The sequence below is a fragment of the Pseudomonas sp. AP42 genome, from assembly GCF_001728935.1.
In the GTDB taxonomy this organism is placed as follows: Bacteria; Pseudomonadota; Gammaproteobacteria; order Pseudomonadales; family Pseudomonadaceae; genus Aquipseudomonas; species Aquipseudomonas lactis.
The window spans coordinates 1-17267 of the sequence record NZ_LYSO01000080.1 but is presented as its reverse complement, the minus strand read 5'-3'; the positions used below and the strand labels follow the sequence as shown (position 1 = coordinate 17267).

The following is a 17267-nucleotide window of genomic DNA, read 5'->3' as shown; positions in this document are numbered from 1 at the left end:
TGAAGGGATAATCCGGACTAGATGTAGGATTTTTCCACAAGCAAGCTTAGCCAATCCTGGCTCGCCCATAGGGGTCAGTCGGTGGTACTTGGGCTCCAGAAAGCCTGTACCACCAGAGTTGATGTAGAGAGGCGCGCTACCAGAGCATCCAGTTCGTCGCCATCCACCGACGTGGCGGCCAGGATGGCCTCGATCTCCACTTCGTCGCTGCCGAACGGCTGCACATCGACATCGCTGGCCGGGTAGTTGCAACGTGCCAGCTCGGCCTCGAGCAACGCCATCACCGCCTGCTGCTGACTGCGGCGCGCAATCACGTAAAGAATGTTGGTGACCTCTGCCGACACCACGTCCAAGGGTTGGCGATTGATGTTATTGACGATCGGCCGCAGCAAGGTGTTGGCCGCCAGCACAAACAGCGTACCCAGCAAGGCCTCGAGGATCAGGTCGGCGCCAGCGCAGGCGCCCACCGCCGCCGAAGCCCAGAGGGTGGCGGCCGTGTTGAGCCCGCGCACATTGCCTTCTTCGCGCATGATCACACCCGCCCCCAGGAAGCCGATGCCCGAGACCACGTAAGCGACCACACGCACCGCACCTTCCGCACCACCGAGCCGGTTGGCCATGTCGACAAAGATCGCCGCGCCTACCGCCACCAGCACATTGGTGCGCAGCCCCGCGGTGCGCTGGCGATATTGGCGCTCGAAACCGATCAAGCCACCGAGGATAAATGCCGCGCTGAGGCTGACGACGGTGTCGACCAGGGAGTTGAGGTTGATGTTGTTGATTGCCTGCATAAAAAATCTCCATGAATGCAGCGACAAATTGGAAAACACCGTGGGTTCCTGTGGGAGCTGGCTTGCCTGCGATAGCGGTACACCGGCCAATGAATCTGGCGACTGATACACCGCCATCGCGGGCAAGCCCGGCTCCCACAGGGTTTGCGGTGTTGCATGGCACTCACTACTGCCAGCCAAACCTGCGGATGTAGTAGCCTTTCACCGCTTGGGTCAGCGCCATGTACGCCAGCAAAATCACCGGCAGGAACACAAAGTACAGCGACGGCAGCGCCTGCAATTTGAAGTAATGCGCCAATGGCCCCATCGGCAGGAAAATCCCCACGGCCATGATCACGCCGGTCATCAGCATCAACGGCAGCGCCGCACGGCTTTGCAGAAACGGGATTTTCGGGGTGCGGATCATGTGCACGATCAGGGTCTGGGTCAGCAGCCCCACCACAAACCAGCCGGACTGGAACAGCGTCTGGTGGTCTGGCGTGTTGGCATCAAACACATACCACATGAGTGCGAACGTGGTGATGTCGAAGATCGAACTGATTGGCCCGAAAAACAGCATGAAGCGCCCCACCTCGCCTGGCTGCCAGCGTTGCGGCGTGGCAAGCATCTCGTCGTCGACGTTGTCGAACGGGATCGCGATCTGCGAGATGTCATACAGCAGGTTTTGCACCAGCAGGTGCATCGGCAGCATCGGTAAAAACGGGATAAAGGCACTGGCCACCAACACCGAGAACACGTTGCCGAAGTTGGAACTGGCGGTCATCTTGATGTACTTGAGCATGTTGGCGAAGGTGCGCCGGCCTTCCAGCACACCCTCCTCCAGAATCATCAGGCTCTTCTCCAGCAGGATGATGTCGGCCGCTTCCTTGGCGATGTCCACCGCGCTGTCCACCGAAATACCGATATCCGCCGTGCGCAACGCCGGAGCATCGTTGATACCATCGCCCATAAAGCCCACCACATGCCCGTTGGCCTTGAGCAGACGCACGATGCGTTCCTTGTGGCTGGGGGTGAGCTTGGCGAACACATTGGTAGTTTCCACGGCCAGGGCCAGTTCGGCGTCGCTCATCGCCTCGATGTCGTTACCCATCAGCAAGCCTTGTTGTTCCAGGCCCACTTCGCGGCAGATCTTCGCCGTGACCAGTTCGTTGTCGCCGGTCAGTACTTTCACCGCCACGCCGTGAGCCTTCAGGGCCTTGAGAGCCGGTGCGGTGCTTTCCTTGGGCGGGTCGAGAAACGCCACGTAGCCAATCAGCGTCAGGTTGTTCTCATCGGCCAGGGTGTAGGTGTCACGCCCCGCCGGCATCGGCTGCGCCGCGACCGCCACCACCCGCAGCCCTTCTTCGTTAAAGGCTGCCGTCACCTGGCGAATGCGCGCCAGCAGCTCGTCGGTCAGCACTTCATCGACGTCGCCATGGCGCACGCGGTTGCACACCGACAAAATCTCCTCCACCGCTCCTTTGCAGATCAACAGGTGCGGTTGGTGCTGCTCGGCCACCACCACCGACATGCGGCGGCGGTTGAAGTCGAAGGGGATCTCGTCGACCTTGTGAAACGCGGTACCCACTTTCAGCTCGCGATGGATGTCCACGTGCTCAAGCACCGCCACATCCAACAGGTTCTTCAAGCCGGTCTGGTAGTAGCTGTTGAGGTAGGCCATTTCCAGCACGTCGTCCGACTCCTGGCCCCACACATCCACATGCCGGGCCAGGAAAATCTTGTCCTGGGTGAGCGTGCCGGTCTTGTCGGTGCACAGCACGTCCATGGCGCCGAAGTTCTGGATCGCGTCCAGGCGCTTGACGATCACCTTCTTGCGCGACAGAAACACCGCGCCCTTGGCCAGGGTCGAGGTGACGATCATGGGCAGCATTTCCGGGGTCAGGCCCACGGCAATCGACAGCGCGAACAGCAACGCCTCGGTCCAGTCGCCCTTGGTAAAGCCGTTGATGAACAGCACCAGCGGCGCCATCACGAACATAAAGCGAATCAGCAACCAACTGACCTTGTTGACCCCCTGCTGGAACGAGGTGGTCGCACGGTCCGTCGCCGTGACGCGTTGCGCCAAGGCACCAAAATACGTGCTGTTGCCGGTGGCCAGGATGACCGCCGTGGCGGCGCCGGACACCACGTTGGTGCCCATGAACAGAATATTCTCCAGCTCCAGCGGGTTGCGCGTGTGGGCGTCCTGCTGGTGGGCGAACTTCTCCACCGGCATGGATTCACCGGTCATCGCCGCCTGGCTGACGAACAAGTCCTTGGCGCTGAGCACGCGGCAGTCCGCAGGGATCATGTCGCCGGCCGACAACACAATCAGATCGCCTGGCACCAATTGCTTGATCGGCAATTCAATGCGCTTGGCGGCATCGCGGCGCAGCACCGTCGCGGTATTGCTCACCATGGCTTTCAAGGCGTCGGCGGCCTTGTTCGACTTGGCCTCCTGCCAGAAGCGCAACAGGGTCGAGAGCATCACCATGGAGAAAATCACCGTGGCGGCCTTCATGTCTTCAGTCAGCCAGGAGATCACCGCCAACAGGGTCAGCAGCAGGTTGAAGGGGTTCTTGTAGCAATGCCACAGGTGCACCCACCACGGCAGCGGCTGCTCGTGCTCGACTTCATTGAGGCCGTATTGCACGCGCAGGGCATCGGCCTCCTGAGTGTTCAGGCCCTCGGTGTGGCTGCCCAGTACACCCAGCAATTGCACGGTGCTGCGGTTGGCAGCAGCCACCAGCGTCTGCGCCAGGCTAGGCGGTACTTCGCGGCTGACGCTGGCGTCGGTCACGGTCTCCAGCATCGCCAGGCGGCGAAAATGCCGGGCGATATGCCGGGTCCGCAGGAAACCGGCGAAGAACTCTTTGAGCAAAGTGAGGTTCATGGTGTAACTCCTGCGCGAGGAAAAACCGTCGTGCAGGTACTGCCCGTCCACACCGCGCCCGTCACACAGGCACAGCCGAACCTGGCCCGCCCGCCGTAACAGGCAGGCGCGTCCGTAGCATCCAGGCGTTACCCAGGTGCTGGTCAGCGTCGATGAGAGGGAATCAGGCAGGTGCCAGGACTGGCCACCGCCGGGATGCCGCTTCTCGCTTTATGAGGCGAGACAACGGCATCGGGAAAATGCGCGTTACCTTGCCAAGTAGAGGCCGGTTACCGAAACCGGCCGACGACTGTCACTCGAACAAGTACCCACTGAGGGTCTCCGCTATTGATGAAAACGCGCGAAGCTTACGCCCCGATGTTGGCAGAGTAAACCGTAGGAAAGTGTCAGCCTGGTGAATAAGAAGATTCTTCAGGATGGGTTCAGGTAACAACGGTAGGAGCGAGCTTGCTCGCGAAAACGTCAACGATAACGCGTGCTTGCTGTGTGAACGCGGCGCCTGCGAGTTTTTCGCGAGCAAGCTCGCTCCTACAGAGGCGGAGTGCTGCTTTCACTCATGAGCCTGCCTGCTATCGGTCGGCGCTTGAACACGATCCTCGAGACTGTAATCGCGCACTACCTGGGCAATGCGCAGGTGGTAGTCAGCGAAAACCTGCCGACGGCCTGTTGACTGAGCGGCTCGATGTAGCTCAAGGCTGCGCCACTGCTGGATGGCTTCCTCGTCACGCCAGAATGATAAGGAGAGTAACTTTCCAGGTTCACTCAGGCTCTGGAAACGCTCAACTGAAATGAAGCCATCGATTTGAGCGAGCAAGGGCTTGAGTTCGGCAGCGAGGTCGAGATAACGCTGGTAGTGCTCCTCATGTGGCCAGGCTTCAAAAATAACAGCGATCATTGTTGAGTCTCCTCATCACGGTAGAACCGCGGAATGCGGCCATTAAGGGAAGGCAAATAATCCCAGCGATAAGCACGGGCGGATAAGCCTGGCCGTCGCTGCAAGAATGCCGAAATCACCTCTGAGGCAATAGCCAATGCCAAGGGCTGGCCTGGGCATTGATGCCTGCCTGCGCCGAAGCTGAAGGTTCGTCGTTGAGTTCGTTTGGGCAGGAAACTGTCCGGGTCTGGGTTGGCGCCGGGATCTCGGTTGGCAGCAGCAAGCAAGAGTAAAACGGTATCGCCCGCCTCCAGAACGCTGCCGCCAATCGTGCAGCGCCGTGCAACGAAGCGCCGCGTGTTTTGTACCGGTGAGTCGTGGCGCGCCACCTCTGCCACCCACTCAGCGACGCGCATGGGTGTGGCGGGCATGCCTTCAAACAGGCCGGGGTTTCGTTGGAGCGCTATGAGGGCGTTGCCGATCAGGCCTGCAGTGGCTTCGCAGGTCTGTGACAACAGGCCAATCAGATTCGCTATCAACGCATCATCGTCTTTCCAGGCTGAGGCTTGGTATTCGCCATAAAGACGGTCCAACAAGCCGCTACACTTATCGTCGTTATTCAGCAGCGCTTGGAACATCTGCCTCAACCCAGCCGCCCCGCAATGGGCTTCACTGAGTTGAGCTTCGTCGCTCAGTGGCGATAGACAGGCGACAAAATCCCGTGTCAGTTGCGCGACTTCCTCCCACTGGCTGGGTGCGAAACCTATCAAAGTCGCAATGACCGAAACCGGTAACCTGAACATCCACTCGTTCGGGTTACCGACCGGGTCATCCAGTGTCTCGACAACCCGCGCCACAATGCCTGCGATATTTTCGGTTCCCAACGAGCCCAAAGCAGGTTCGATAACCCTCCGGGGACACCGGTGTTGCACGCCCTCGTTCATACGCATCAAACGACCAAAGATATCGCCTGCCGCGCCTTGTGCAATGGCTGCTGGAATCGGCTCGTGCGGTGGACGTACAAGGCAGTCGGGATGCTCCAGAATGGCCTCGACAACACTGGCGCCACTGGCAATCCATAAACCAAGATCTGCATCAAAGACCAGTTCACTGTGTCGTCTGAGGCGTGCGTAATAATCGTAGGGGTCGGCATGGGTGGCGGCTTCAAACGGCGTCATTTTGGCAATCCTTTTCGCAAAGAACGGCTACTATCGAACAACCGTCACATCGACAATTCGCTCAGGAACGAAATATGGATTCCCGAAGCAATGACACCGCCATTTCGCGTGTCGCCGGCGCCATTGCCGAACCCGCAAGGACGAAAATGCTATGTTCGCTGATGGACGGCCACGCCCGCACCAGTACGGAACTGGCCGTCATCGCCGACGTCAGTGCTTCTACGGCGAGCGCACACTTGGCAAGGCTTAAAGAGGACGGCTTGGTAAAACTGCACACCCAGGGCAGGCACCGCTACTTCAGCCTGGCAGATGCTCACGTGGCCAAAGCCATCGAAGCCCTCATGGTGATCAGCCGAAATGAACAGGCCGGTTTTGTTTCAACGACCCCCAGTCGGTTGCAGCTAGCGCGAACCTGCTATGACCACATGGCGGGGTCCTTGGCGGTACAACTTCACGACTGTTTCATCGACTTCGGCTGGTTGACCTTGCCGATCGTAGGTGACGGTACGTATCAGCTCAGCGTGGAGGGCGAAAAAGCGATGACAGGGCTCGGTGTCGACGTAGCAACCGCAAGGGCACAGCGGCGTCTGTTCGCTTGCTCATGCCTGGACTGGAGCATGCGTCGCCCTCACCTCGCCGGCGCACTGGGGGCCGCTGTTCTACAGGCCGTCATAAGCCGCAAATGGGTTAGCCAGGACCTTGATAGTCGGGCGCTGACAGTGACGCCCAAGGGGCGAAAGGAGCTGTCGGGCAGGTTTGGGATCAGGATTGATGCCCCAGAACTGAAGCGCTCAGGCGGCGCCTGCGCATGAGGCCAGAACCCATTCATACTACGGTGCGCCGGGTCGATCCCGCACAACCAACGCCAGGTAGCCGTCGATAGTTCCCTGATCGACGGGCTTGACCTGTATCGACACCCTATTCACCTGCCGGCCCATCGTGATGCCTTCGCGGGTGCGCACCTGTACATAGCCAAGTCTGGGCCAAAAACGCTCGGCCCTGGTATTGCCCACCACTACCGTCAGCCGCAGCCACTGGGCGCCCTTCGCCACCGCCCAGGCCTCAAGGTCGGTGTGCAAGCGCTGCGCCAGCCCGCTGCCGTGCCAGCGCGTATGCACCAGTAGCAATCCAATGTGCCACACCCCGGCGGCGAGCAAATCCGCGGCGATATTCACCACGGCGACCAAGTGGCCCTGCGCATCGCGGTAACCCAGCCAGTACAGGCGGCTGCAATGCCAGCCAGCGGGCAATTGGCCGCGTAACTCTTCCCGTGCTTCGGTCGGGGTAGCCGGTTCGCCATTCACCGCGATGAAGTAATCGGGTGCCTGTTCAAAAAACTGCTGCAGCTCAGCCTCATCACAGCCAAGCAGCTCAACCACCCGAATGCCTTCGAGGGAACAGCCAGGCAACACCTGTGGATCAACGTCCATGTTCAACCTCTTCAATCATCCCGCGTCAGCACTTCCAGCAATTCAATCTCGAAGCGCAGGTTACTGTTGGGTTTGATATGCGCGCCCATCGAGCGCTCGCCATAAGCCAGGTGCGCGGGTACATACAACGTGCGCACGCCGCCAACCTGCATGCCCATCAAGCCCTGGTCCCAGCCCTTGATCACGCGGCCAGTGCCGATCACGCACTGAAACGGTTTGCCCCGTTCCCAGGAGGAATCGAACACCGTGCCATCTTCCAGGGTGCCGGTGTATTGGGTGGTGATCAGCGCGCCCTTGACCACGGCTTTGCCGTCGCCCAGGCGGATGTCGGTGACCTGCAGTTCGTCGTTGCTCATGGGGTTCTCATTGAAGGGGTGAAGGGCTGGGGTTTTCCCAGAATTGGGTGGGTTTGGCAAGTGCAGGGGAATGGCCCACATGGTGGACCGCTCGCTGGAATGCATACAGATCCAATGTGGGAGCGGGCTTGCCCGCGAAGGCGGTGTGTCTGTCACTACATCTGTGTCTGTACTACCGCTTTCGCAGGCAAGCCAGCTCCCACAATTGGATCTGCGCGTATTCAAAAGCCTTTTACAACCAATGCCAGAACCGGCTCCAGAACCCGCGCCCCAACTCATCCTTGCACCCGGCATATTGGCGCGCATACATCTGCGAACGCGCCTGCACCTTGCTCGCCACCGGCGGCAGCCAGGCTTTGCTGGCGTAGGTGCGCTGGCGGTAGCCGCCCCAGCCTTCGTGGTAGTTCAGGTACTGGCCGTAGGCGTCGTACTTGTAGACGCCGTTGATGGTGTAGGTCTTGTCCATGTACCAGCCGATAAAGTCGATGGCGTCGTCGAAGTCTTCACGATCAGCGCCGCTGCGGCCAGTGGCTTTGCGGTAGTCGTTCCATACTTCATCCTTGGCCTGGGCGTAGCCGGAAGCGGTGGAAACGCGACCCCAGGGGATGATCCACAGCAGGTATTTTCGCGGGGTCTTGGCGTCGTGGCGAAAGCCCGACTCCTGGTACATGATGGCGAACGGCACCTGGATCGGTACGCCCCAACGCTTTTGCGTGACCTTGGCGGCGTCGTACCAGTCGTCTTTTTCGCGCAAAATACCGCAGAGATCGTTGGGCGTGCGTGGCGGCGAGGTGCCGCACGCCGCCAACAGGGAAGTGAGTAATAACAGTCCGACGGCTTTGCCTGCGCTCAAGGGGCACCTTTGTGGGATAAGGGTAAAATGCCAGCATTTTACCCCTTCACACAGGCGGCGTCCTTGCCGCAGACAGTTTTAAGCCAAGGGCACGCGACGGGTAGTCAGCGCGATACGACCGATAAAGAAGCTCAAGGCCGCGCCCAACAGCAGCATGGCCAAGGTGCTCCAGGCTGCGCGGGACAGTTGCTTGGCAGCGACTTCACCGGCTTCACGGGCTTTTTGTTCAGCCTGTTTTTTCAGCTCATCGACCTTTTGCATGGCTTGCTGATAAGCCTGGGCATAGTTGTCGACGATCTGGGTGGCTTCTTCTTTGCTCTTGCCAGTGCGGGCCGCGACGATGTTGACCAGCGCCTCTTTATCCGCTGCATTCAGGGCTGGCTCGCCGGACGCTTTCACACGTTCAAACCATTGCTTGAGCTCATCACCGGCCTGGGCAGGGTTGGTCGCTGCATCGGTGGCCGACTGCTTGCCATCGGCTGCTGCCTGATCGGCTTTTTGCTCAACATTGGCTGGGTCCAGCTCAGCCTTGCCGCTCTGCTTGAGCAAGGTATCCAGTTGGCCTTGCAGGCTGTTCCAGTCCAGCTCGATGCCCTGCTCGTTCAACTGCTGCTTGATGCTATTGCCAATCCCCGGCGCGGCGGCAGCAATGCCACTACCCGCAGCGGACAGGCCTTTGCCCACCACGTTGCCGGCAGTGCCGACCACGCTGGACGCCAGGCCCGCCAGCAGCCAAGTGGTGAGCAAGGTGGTCAGGGTCCAGGTCAGCACCCCGTGCAGGCCGCCACGATCCGGCGCGGTGCGACCGGCCACGAAGGCGCCCAACGCGATGGCGACCAGTGTCGATACAAACAGCCAGATACCCGCACCCGTGCCAAAACCGCTCAATGGGTTGCCCGCTTCCATCGGGTCAACGGCACTGGCGCCAATGGCGGTGCCCAACACACTCAAGACCAGGTAGGTGACCAGTGCGATTGCACTACCGGCCAATACCGAGCTCCACGACACTCGAAACAGCGATCGATTGGTTTCATAGACAGTGGTCATACAAAGGTCCTTTTCAAATTGAGGAGCAAGGCAATGCGCCTTGATGGGTGTGAGTGTGGCGAAACGACATACGTTCAGTCCTGGCCCATATGCACCAGGCGCTCTGGTGCATTCGCACTGCCCCGTGGGCAATAACTCTGCACTATCCTGAAGCAGGGATGTCGTAACCCAATGTGCCTTGCCCTGCCCTAATCGGAGACGTTATGACCCAGGATGTTCTCGCCAAAGAAACCAACCGCCGCCAACTGCAGACCATCATCTCGGGACTGTCCGACGGTGTGATTCTGGCCGAGGTCGACCAGACCATTCTGTGGGCCAATGAAGCGGCGTTGACCATGCATGGGGTCAGCGAGGTCAAGGAACTGGGCGCCAATACCGAGGCGTACGCCAAACGCTTTGCCCTGCGCTATCGCAACAACCATCCGTTGCCACTGGACAGCTACCCCCTCAGCCGCGTGGCTGCCGGCGAAGAGTTCAGCGATGTGGTGGTGGAAGTCACACCCGCCGATGACGAACACCGCTGCTGGGTGCACCGCCTGCGCAGCCTGGTGCTGACCGATGCCCAGGGTGAGCCGGAGTTGCTGGTGCTGATCCTCAGCGACGCCACCGAATGGGCCAGCGCCGAGCAACGCTTTGAGAAAACCTTCAACGCCAACCCGGCGCCCGCGGTGATCTGTCGTCTTAGCGACCTACGCTACATCAAGGTCAACCAGGGTTTTCTGGAGATGACCGGCTACAACCGCGATCAGGTCATCGGCAAATCCGTGTATGAACTGGATGTGCTGGAACAGGCCGAGCGCAAGGACCTGGCAATCCAGCGCCTGGGCGAAGGCGCGACCATCCCGCAGATGCAGGCCGAACTGAGACTGCCCGAAGGTGGCAGTAAACTGGTGATCGTCGCCGGCCAACCGTTGGACATGAACGAGGAAGACTGCATGCTGTTTTCCTTCACCGACCTGGAGCCACGGCGCAAAGCCGAAATCGCCCTGCGCCAGAGCGAAGAGCGCTTCGCCAAATCCTTTCGCCTGACGCCCGTGCCGACCCTGGTGTGCAGTGCCGACAACCGCCAGGTGGTGGACATCAACGAAGCCTTCATGAGCATCACCGGCTACATCAGCGAAGAATTGATCGGCAAATCCATCGAAGACATCAACTTCATCGACAGCCCCCAGGCCGGCGCGCAGTTGTTTGCCACCCTGGAAAAAGCCGGCAACCTTGAAGGCCAGGACCTCAAGGTGCGCAAGAAAGGCAACGAGGTGATCGACTGCGTGGTGTCCGCCGACACCGTGGTTATTCAGGACGTGCCCTGCTACCTGATGGTGCTGATGAACATCACCGAGCGCAAACGCTCAGAGCTGGAACTGGTGGCGGCCATCGAGGAAGTCATGCAGGACGCGTCCTGGTTCAGCCAGACCCTGATCGAGAAGCTGGCCAACGCCAAGAGCGTCAACAGCCCCAACCTGCCGAATGTCTCGTTCACCGACCTCACCGCCCGCGAGCGCGATGTATTGGGCCTGATCTGCGAGGGCCTGGCGGACAAAGAGATCGCCTCGCGCTTGAAACTGGCGCCCAACACCGTGCGTAACCATGTGGCCACGGTGTATTCCAAGCTGGGGGTGCACAGCCGTAGTGCAGCGATCGTCTGGGCCCGTGAACGCGGGCTGTTTGCCGGTGATTTGCGCCTGAAAAACAAACCCTGACCCTGCAAATGCACTAGTGCGTCTAGTGCGAATTCGCCTTATTGCGCGGCGGTGCAAGCAATAACCTTCAAGGGATCGTATTTATGCCTAGAAGGAACCCGCATGTTTACCCTCTCTCAACTGCGCAACTGCATCGAAGAAGGCCTATCACCGCTGACGTGCGAATTCACCCTGTGCCGGGACGCGTCCTTGACCCTCAAGGTCTACGACGCCGAGACCGGCCGTGTCGACCTGGTGGTGACCGGCATCAGCACCAACCGCCTGCAAACCCCGCAGGAAGTGGCGAAGATGGTGGATGAGTTGCGCTACGAGCTGCAAAGCAACAACGTCGGCAAGCTCACGCTGGATGATCTGCCTTTATCGCCGCCCCCATGAAATAAAACACCCCGCCGGCGACGATAAACGCCCCCAGCATGTAGAACATGTAATGGGCCGGCAGGCTGGCCAACACCAGCCCACACAGCACCGGCCCCAGCGCGGCGCCGAGGTTGGACAGGTTTTGCGCCCCGTAATACATGCCCCGCAGGTGGTCCGGGGCAATTCGGTCGATAAACATGTACTCGGCCGGGAACACGATGATTTCCCCGACGGTGAATACCGCCATCGCCAGTACCCACCCCACCACGCTGGTGGACAGCCCGAAGCCGATCAACCCCAACATGAACATGCTCAAGCCGGCGATCAGCCATTGGCTCAGGTAACGGTGCGAGATGCGCCGGCCAATCAGGTACTGCAAGGCGATCACCAGCACCGCGTTGGTGGTCAGCACCGCGCTGATTACCGTGTAGGTGTATTCGGCGGTCGTGGTGGTCACCAAGTACTGCGACAGGTAGGCCGTGAACTGGCCGAACACCACCGCGCTGAGTAAACCACCGAGGGTGAAGCACACCAGGCGACGGTCCTGCAGCAAAACGCGGGCGACGGCGAGGAACGGCACCGGCTTTTGCGTGGCGTCCACCGTGGCCAGGTTACGGTCACCCCAGCGCCCGTACAGCAGAAAAAACCCCAGCCCCAACAGCGCCGACAGAATAAACGGCAGGCTGATATCCAGCTTGGCCACCATCGCGCCAAAGAACGGCCCCACGGCATAGCCGATATTGGTAAGGGTGTACTTGATGGAAAACACCTCGCTGCGCGCGTCTTCGGGCAGCAGGCTGGCGAAGCCGGCTTTCACTGCAATATCGATGACGGCGTAGGCCAGGTTGATCAGGATCAGGCAGCCATAGAACGCCCAGATATTCTGCGCCAGCACCGTACCGATAAACCCCAGCACAAACACCAGGCTCAAGCCGAGCAACAGGCGATAGCTATTGATGCGGTCGACCAGGAAACCGCCGTAGACACTCAGCAGTGAGCCGACGATCAGTGAACTGCCAATCACCAGGCCGACCTGGGTAATGTCCAGGGCGAAATGGCTGCTGAGATAGATCACGAGGTAGGGAAAGGTGATGGCTTTGGCCAGCGTCAGCAACAACGTGGCGCACAGCAGCAGATTCACGGCGCGGGGGTAGTTTCTTATTGTGGCAAGCATCCTGCTCTCGTTCTTCAAAGGTAACGCGACCATTGCGGTCGGTTACCTTAACGCAAGAGACATGAAACGAGCAGGTGCCCCGGCGGGATTATTTCTTGACTGGGGTAATCTCGAGGATGGTGCCGTTGGTGGTCTTGAGCAGGACGTACTTGTCGCCTACACGCGTCCATTGGCTTTCTTCTTCGGGCTGTTTGAGCCCGCGTTTTTTCCAGTCTTTAATCGCTGACTCCTCGCGCATCAAGATGTCCGGGGCGCGATCACCCTCTTTCAAGTCACGGGAGTTGATGTTTGAAGGTTGCACGGTTTCCTGAGGGGTATCGCCGGCCTGCACGACAGCGCTGACGGAGGAAAAGCTGGCAGCGACCAGCAGGCAAGCGGCTAAGGTTTTCGACTTCATGGGTGCTCCTTCAATTAATGGTGCGTACCCAAGTTCCGACCGCGGCGACGCGCAATCATTCAGCCGGGTTTCCCTGTAGCCAGAGATTGCCTTCGTGAAATTTATCGTGTAATTTTTCATGAAATTATTTGATATAAATTTCATGACCCCACAAGAAGAACTCGCCACCCTCGCGGCGCTGATCCACGACCTGCGCAAGCACAAGAAACTCACCCTGGCGCAACTTGCGCAAAAAATCGAGCGGTCGGTGGGGTTTCTGTCCCAGGTCGAACGTGGCCTGTCGCGCCCGACCGTGGCCGACCTGACCGCCATCAGCCACGCCCTCGACGTGCCCACCACCTACTTCTACAGCCTTCCCAAGCCCAAGGCGCTGGACTGGGTCACCCGCCCCAACGAGCGGCGCACGGTGTATTACGCCAATGGCATCACCGACATCCTGGTGTCGCCGAGCATGAACGGCGCGTTTTCGATGCTCGACAGCTTGTTGGCCCCCGGCGCCAACAGCGGCGAGCAAAGCATGAGCGACCGTGCCGAACAGGCCGGTTTTGTGCTCGAAGGCGAGCTGACCCTGTGGGTGGATAGCGAAGCCGAGCCGGTCACCCTCGGCCCCGGCGACAGTTTCCACCTCGCCAGTTTCGCCCACTGCCGTTATGCCAACCTCACCGACCTGCCCGCCCGCGTCTTGTGGGTTTACAACTAGGAGCTGCACCCGTGAAAAGCCAATCCTCCACGTTGCTGGCCGAAGTACGCAGCTTTCGCCAGAACCACCCCGACGTGCGTTATGTCGACCTGATCGCCCTGGACATTCCCGGGCATTTCTACGGCAAGCGCTACCCGGTGGAGATGCTTGAAAAGGTCGCAGCCGGCAGCCCGCTGAAGCTGCCGCAGAATGCGGTATTGCTGGGGGCTCAGGGTGGGCTGTTCAAGATTGGCGACTACTGCTTCAACGATGGCGACCCGGACGCCAACCGCCGATTGGTGCCGGGCACGCTCAAACCGGTGAACTGGGAGTCCCAGCCATTGGGGCAAATGCTCATCACCTCGGACGGCACCGAAGCGCCCATCGAATTCGAACCCCGCGAAGTCCTGGCCAAAGTGCTGGAACGCTTGCAGCACCAGGGCATTCACCCCGTGGTGGCGTTTGAGCTGGAGTTCTACCTGTTCGATAAACAGCTGGAAAACGGCCTGCCGCAATTTGCCCGCGACCCGCTCAGCGGAGATGCCGACGACCAGCCCAACCTGCATATCGAACGGCTGTCGCGCTTTAGCGACGTGCTCGAGGACATGGCGCAAACCGCCAAGGACCAAGGCATCGACATCACGGTGATCACCGCCGAAATCGGCCCCGGCCAGTTCGAGATCAACTTCGGCCACTGCGACGACGGCCTGCGCGCCGCCGACTGGGCCGCCCTGTTCTGCCGCAGCACCCGTGGCGTGGCGCTCAAGCAGGGTTACCGCGCCAGCTTCATGGCCAAGCCCTACCTGCAATTTCCCGGCAGCGGCATGCATGTGCATGTCAGCCTTTACGATGCGGCGGGCAATAACCTGCTCGCGGCCCATCAGCAGCAGCCGCTGCGCCACGCCGTGGCCGGTTGCCTGGAATTGCTTCCCCACTGCATGCCGATTTTCTCGCCCAACCACAACGCCTTCCGCCGCCTGGGCGGCACGGTCAACGCTGCGACGCGGGCGAGCTGGGGCTTTGAGGACCGCGATGCTTGTGTGCGCATCCCCGAGTCCGACCCGCGCAACCTGCGGATCGAGCACCGCCTGGCCAGCGCCGATGCCAACCCTTATCTGGTACTGGCGGCAATCCTGGTGGGCCTGGAGCACGGGCTTGAGGCCAAGCGCGACCCCATCGCGCCACTGAACGAAGACCGCAACAGCGGCACCGATTTCCCGGTGGAAATGCTCGACGCCGTGCGTGCCATGCAGCAGCAACCGGTACTGCGCGACAAGCTGGGCGCGGAATTTGTCGACGTGTATTGCGAGAACAAACGCCAGGATCACTTGGCTTTCCAGCAAGAAATTCATGCGCGCGAATATCGCTGGTTTCTCTAAGCACGCGCCGCGCTGGCGGCATACAAACCTTGACCCAAATCAACGAAAGGCTCTAGCACGGGCCTTTCAGGCTTAAAAATTGTCGAACAATCCTGGCCTTTGCCGTTGAGATCCATTATCATCCGGCGCCTTCTCGCTACCCGCCGGGTAGCTGTTTCAATGTGTCACCCGAGGCGCCCATGTACCGTTTTTCGTTTCACCGCCCTTTGATTGCTATCAGTCTGGGGCTGGTTTCCCATTCCGTCAGCGCTGCACTGCAACCCCTGGCCGAAGCCCCACTGGCCAACGACACCGAATTGCACTGCCACTTCAACCGCGACGCCAGCACCGACTGCACCACCACCTACCGCTACACGATCCTCAAACCCAACGGCCGCGAAATGCTCTCGCGCATCGATTTCGATTACTCCGAAGGCGATACCTTTGAAGTGATCAGCGCCCAGTCCACCCAGCCTGGCGCCAAGCCGGTCGCCCTCGCCGACACGCAAATCGATACGCGCAGCGCGCCCAACCCAGACCAGGGTTTCAGCCGCGATAAGCAAACCTCCCTGGCCTTCCCCAACCTGCGCGTGGGCACCAAGATCCGCTACACCGTACGCCACCACTATCCGGCAAAACCGCTGATGAGCCAGTTCCATTACGTGCTCAAGTTCGGCCCCGGCGCGGCCCGCCGTGATCGTTTCAAGGCGCGCTTTACCGCCGAACGCCCGATCCAGTGGCGTAGTGAAATGTTCGACGCCTTCAACGTGACCCCGTCGAGTAACGGCAAAACCCTGGACGTGGCGCTTAAAGCGCCGATCTACCTCAACTACATCAATGAATCCTCCGCCGCCGCGCTGCTGCGCGTTCCACGCCTGGAAGTGGGCAGCGCCGTGGACCGCCAGGCGTACTTCGGTGATTTTGCCCAGCGTTACAACCAGATCCTCGGCGCCAACCTGCCGGCGCAAGCCGCCGCCGCCGTGGCCGCCGCACGCAGCCTGGCGCCGGCTGAGCAAGTAGCCGCAATGATGCAGCACATCAATGATCACTACCGCTACCTGGGTGACTGGCGCGCAACCGAACGCGGCTACGTGCCGTTCAGCCTCGCGGAAATCGAGCAGCACGGCTACGGCGACTGCAAGGACCTGGCGACGCTGCTGACGGCCATGCTCAAGGCCAGCGGCATCAAGGCGGAGACCGCGTGGGTCAGCCGTGGCGACGTGGTCGATGCCCTGCTGATTCCGGGCACCCAGGCGCCCAACCACGCCATCGTGCGTGCCGAAGTGAATGGCCAGGTGTGGTGGCTTGACCCGACCAACCCGGTCTTCGCCCCAGGCCAGACCATGCCCGATATTCAGGACCGCTGGGTGTTGGTCAACGACGCCCAGAGCCAGGTGCGCGAAGAACACATCCCACTGGAGCGCCCCGAAGTCTCGATACGCCTGGACAAACAGGTGCAATACGGCAAAGAGGGAGATGGCGAGGTCAAGGCGACGATTACCTTCAGCCGCCTGCCGCTGATGCAACTGAGCGTCGCCGACCGCCAGCAAGGCACCACCGCCACCGACCAGAACATCTGCGCCAACTTCGGCAACGACATCAGCGACTGCCAGATCACCCGCGAACCCACCCGCTTTGTGGTGCATGACGGCTACAGCGTCAGCGCCCGCATGAACGATCAGCGCGCCCTGGAAAAACTGGCCAATGACTATGTCTACACTGACCCGTCCTTGAAAGACCGCTGGGAGGGTTACGTCAACTATCGTCGCCAGGGGCAACAGGCCGACCTCTACCTGGGCAACCCCGAGACCTATGACTACACCTACAGCCTGGCAGGCGGGAAGATGGAAAAAGCCATCCCCGGCTGCAAGGTGCGCTCGCCCTGGTACGACCTCGACCTGGACGGAAAACTGGAAGATGGCTCACTGCGCTATCACTATCGCCTGAGCCAGAAAAAACGTTGGCTGACCCATGCCGAAGTCACCAGCGATGCGTTCGGCAAGATGATTGAAGAAGCTCGGGCCTGTGCCGAGCAGGTGCATCAGGTGGTGAAGCTCTAAGCTACCCCTGACCCACCCCGATCCAAATGTGGGAGCTGGCTTGCCTGCGAAGACGGCGGGTCAGCCTGCACATGAGTGGCTGATACATCGCCATCGCAGCATAGGTATCTACACAACTTTGCGGGCTGTAGCAGCACAAGG

At 60.2% G+C, this 17267-nt stretch carries 16 protein-coding genes; 6 read left to right on the top strand and 10 right to left on the bottom strand.

The annotated features are described in order from the left end of the window. Window positions 1-74 precede the first annotated feature (74 nt). The 4 genes from A7K61_RS22200 to A7K61_RS22185 all read right to left on the bottom strand — a co-directional run bounded on the left by A7K61_RS22200 (window position 75) and on the right by A7K61_RS22185 (window position 5715). A complete protein-coding gene (locus tag A7K61_RS22200) occupies window positions 75-791 on the bottom strand; it encodes an MgtC/SapB family protein (RefSeq protein ID WP_069558385.1) in 717 nt (238 codons plus the stop codon). A 166-nt stretch (window positions 792-957) separates the two neighbouring features. Next, window positions 958-3663 (bottom strand): magnesium-translocating P-type ATPase, encoded by a 2706-nt coding sequence (gene mgtA / locus A7K61_RS22195; RefSeq protein ID WP_069558384.1) that lies wholly within the window; start codon window positions 3661-3663, stop codon window positions 958-960. A gap of 550 nt (window positions 3664-4213) precedes the next feature. Continuing rightward, complete coding sequence (locus A7K61_RS22190) at window positions 4214-4558, bottom strand: antibiotic biosynthesis monooxygenase (protein ID WP_014717987.1); 345 nt, start codon at window positions 4556-4558, stop codon at window positions 4214-4216. After that, window positions 4555-5715: a cytochrome P450 gene (locus tag A7K61_RS22185; protein ID WP_069558383.1), complete on the bottom strand. Its 1161-nt coding sequence runs from the start codon at window positions 5713-5715 to the stop codon at window positions 4555-4557. The genes A7K61_RS22190 and A7K61_RS22185 overlap by 4 nt, the downstream gene beginning before the upstream one ends. A gap of 74 nt (window positions 5716-5789) precedes the next feature. Here A7K61_RS22185 and A7K61_RS22180 point away from each other — a divergent pair, with 74 nt between their 5' ends. Continuing rightward, window positions 5790-6527 (top strand): helix-turn-helix transcriptional regulator, encoded by a 738-nt coding sequence (locus A7K61_RS22180; RefSeq protein ID WP_069558382.1) that lies wholly within the window; start codon window positions 5790-5792, stop codon window positions 6525-6527. 18 nt (window positions 6528-6545) lie between these two features. Here A7K61_RS22180 and A7K61_RS22175 read toward each other — a convergent pair whose 3' ends face one another. The 4 genes from A7K61_RS22175 to A7K61_RS22160 all read right to left on the bottom strand — a co-directional run bounded on the left by A7K61_RS22175 (window position 6546) and on the right by A7K61_RS22160 (window position 9401). Then, the gene (locus A7K61_RS22175; protein ID WP_069558381.1) at window positions 6546-7145 is read right to left on the bottom strand and encodes a GNAT family N-acetyltransferase; all 600 of its coding nucleotides are present in this window, start codon (window positions 7143-7145) and stop codon (window positions 6546-6548) included. A gap of 11 nt (window positions 7146-7156) precedes the next feature. After that, complete coding sequence (locus A7K61_RS22170) at window positions 7157-7501, bottom strand: FKBP-type peptidyl-prolyl cis-trans isomerase (RefSeq protein WP_003190363.1); 345 nt, start codon at window positions 7499-7501, stop codon at window positions 7157-7159. Window positions 7502-7733: 232 nt separating this feature from the next. Then, window positions 7734-8354 carry a hypothetical protein gene (locus tag A7K61_RS22165; RefSeq protein ID WP_003190361.1) on the bottom strand — a complete coding sequence of 207 codons (621 nt, stop codon included), beginning with the start codon at window positions 8352-8354 and terminating at the stop codon, window positions 7734-7736. A 78-nt stretch (window positions 8355-8432) separates the two neighbouring features. Beyond that, window positions 8433-9401 carry a hypothetical protein gene (locus A7K61_RS22160; protein WP_019821429.1) on the bottom strand — a complete coding sequence of 323 codons (969 nt, stop codon included), beginning with the start codon at window positions 9399-9401 and terminating at the stop codon, window positions 8433-8435. A 203-nt stretch (window positions 9402-9604) separates the two neighbouring features. On the opposite strand from A7K61_RS22160, the gene A7K61_RS22155 reads away from it, so the two are divergent. Continuing rightward, a complete protein-coding gene (locus tag A7K61_RS22155) occupies window positions 9605-11101 on the top strand; it encodes a PAS domain S-box protein (RefSeq protein ID WP_044273150.1) in 1497 nt (498 codons plus the stop codon). A 102-nt stretch (window positions 11102-11203) separates the two neighbouring features. Next, on the top strand, window positions 11204-11476 hold the full coding sequence (locus A7K61_RS22150) for a DUF1652 domain-containing protein (RefSeq protein ID WP_069558380.1): 273 nt from the start codon (window positions 11204-11206) through the stop codon (window positions 11474-11476). Here the strand turns inward: A7K61_RS22150 and A7K61_RS22145 are convergent. Continuing rightward, a complete protein-coding gene (locus A7K61_RS22145; protein WP_069558379.1) occupies window positions 11439-12632 on the bottom strand; it encodes an MFS transporter in 1194 nt (397 codons plus the stop codon). The two genes, A7K61_RS22150 and A7K61_RS22145, sit on opposite strands and share 38 nt — an antisense overlap. 88 nt (window positions 12633-12720) lie before the next feature. Further along, window positions 12721-13029, bottom strand: a complete 309-nt coding sequence (locus A7K61_RS22140; RefSeq protein ID WP_044273148.1) for an RcnB family protein — start codon at window positions 13027-13029, stop codon at window positions 12721-12723. A 142-nt stretch (window positions 13030-13171) separates the two neighbouring features. On the opposite strand from A7K61_RS22140, the gene A7K61_RS22135 reads away from it, so the two are divergent. The 3 genes from A7K61_RS22135 to A7K61_RS22125 all read left to right on the top strand — a co-directional run bounded on the left by A7K61_RS22135 (window position 13172) and on the right by A7K61_RS22125 (window position 17126). Then, on the top strand, window positions 13172-13729 hold the full coding sequence (locus A7K61_RS22135) for a helix-turn-helix domain-containing protein (RefSeq protein ID WP_069558378.1): 558 nt from the start codon (window positions 13172-13174) through the stop codon (window positions 13727-13729). An 11-nt stretch (window positions 13730-13740) separates the two neighbouring features. Next, window positions 13741-15087 (top strand): glutamine synthetase family protein, encoded by a 1347-nt coding sequence (locus A7K61_RS22130; protein WP_044273144.1) that lies wholly within the window; start codon window positions 13741-13743, stop codon window positions 15085-15087. 179 nt (window positions 15088-15266) lie between these two features. Beyond that, window positions 15267-17126 (top strand): DUF3857 domain-containing transglutaminase family protein, encoded by a 1860-nt coding sequence (locus A7K61_RS22125; protein ID WP_069558377.1) that lies wholly within the window; start codon window positions 15267-15269, stop codon window positions 17124-17126. Window positions 17127-17267 lie beyond the last annotated feature (141 nt).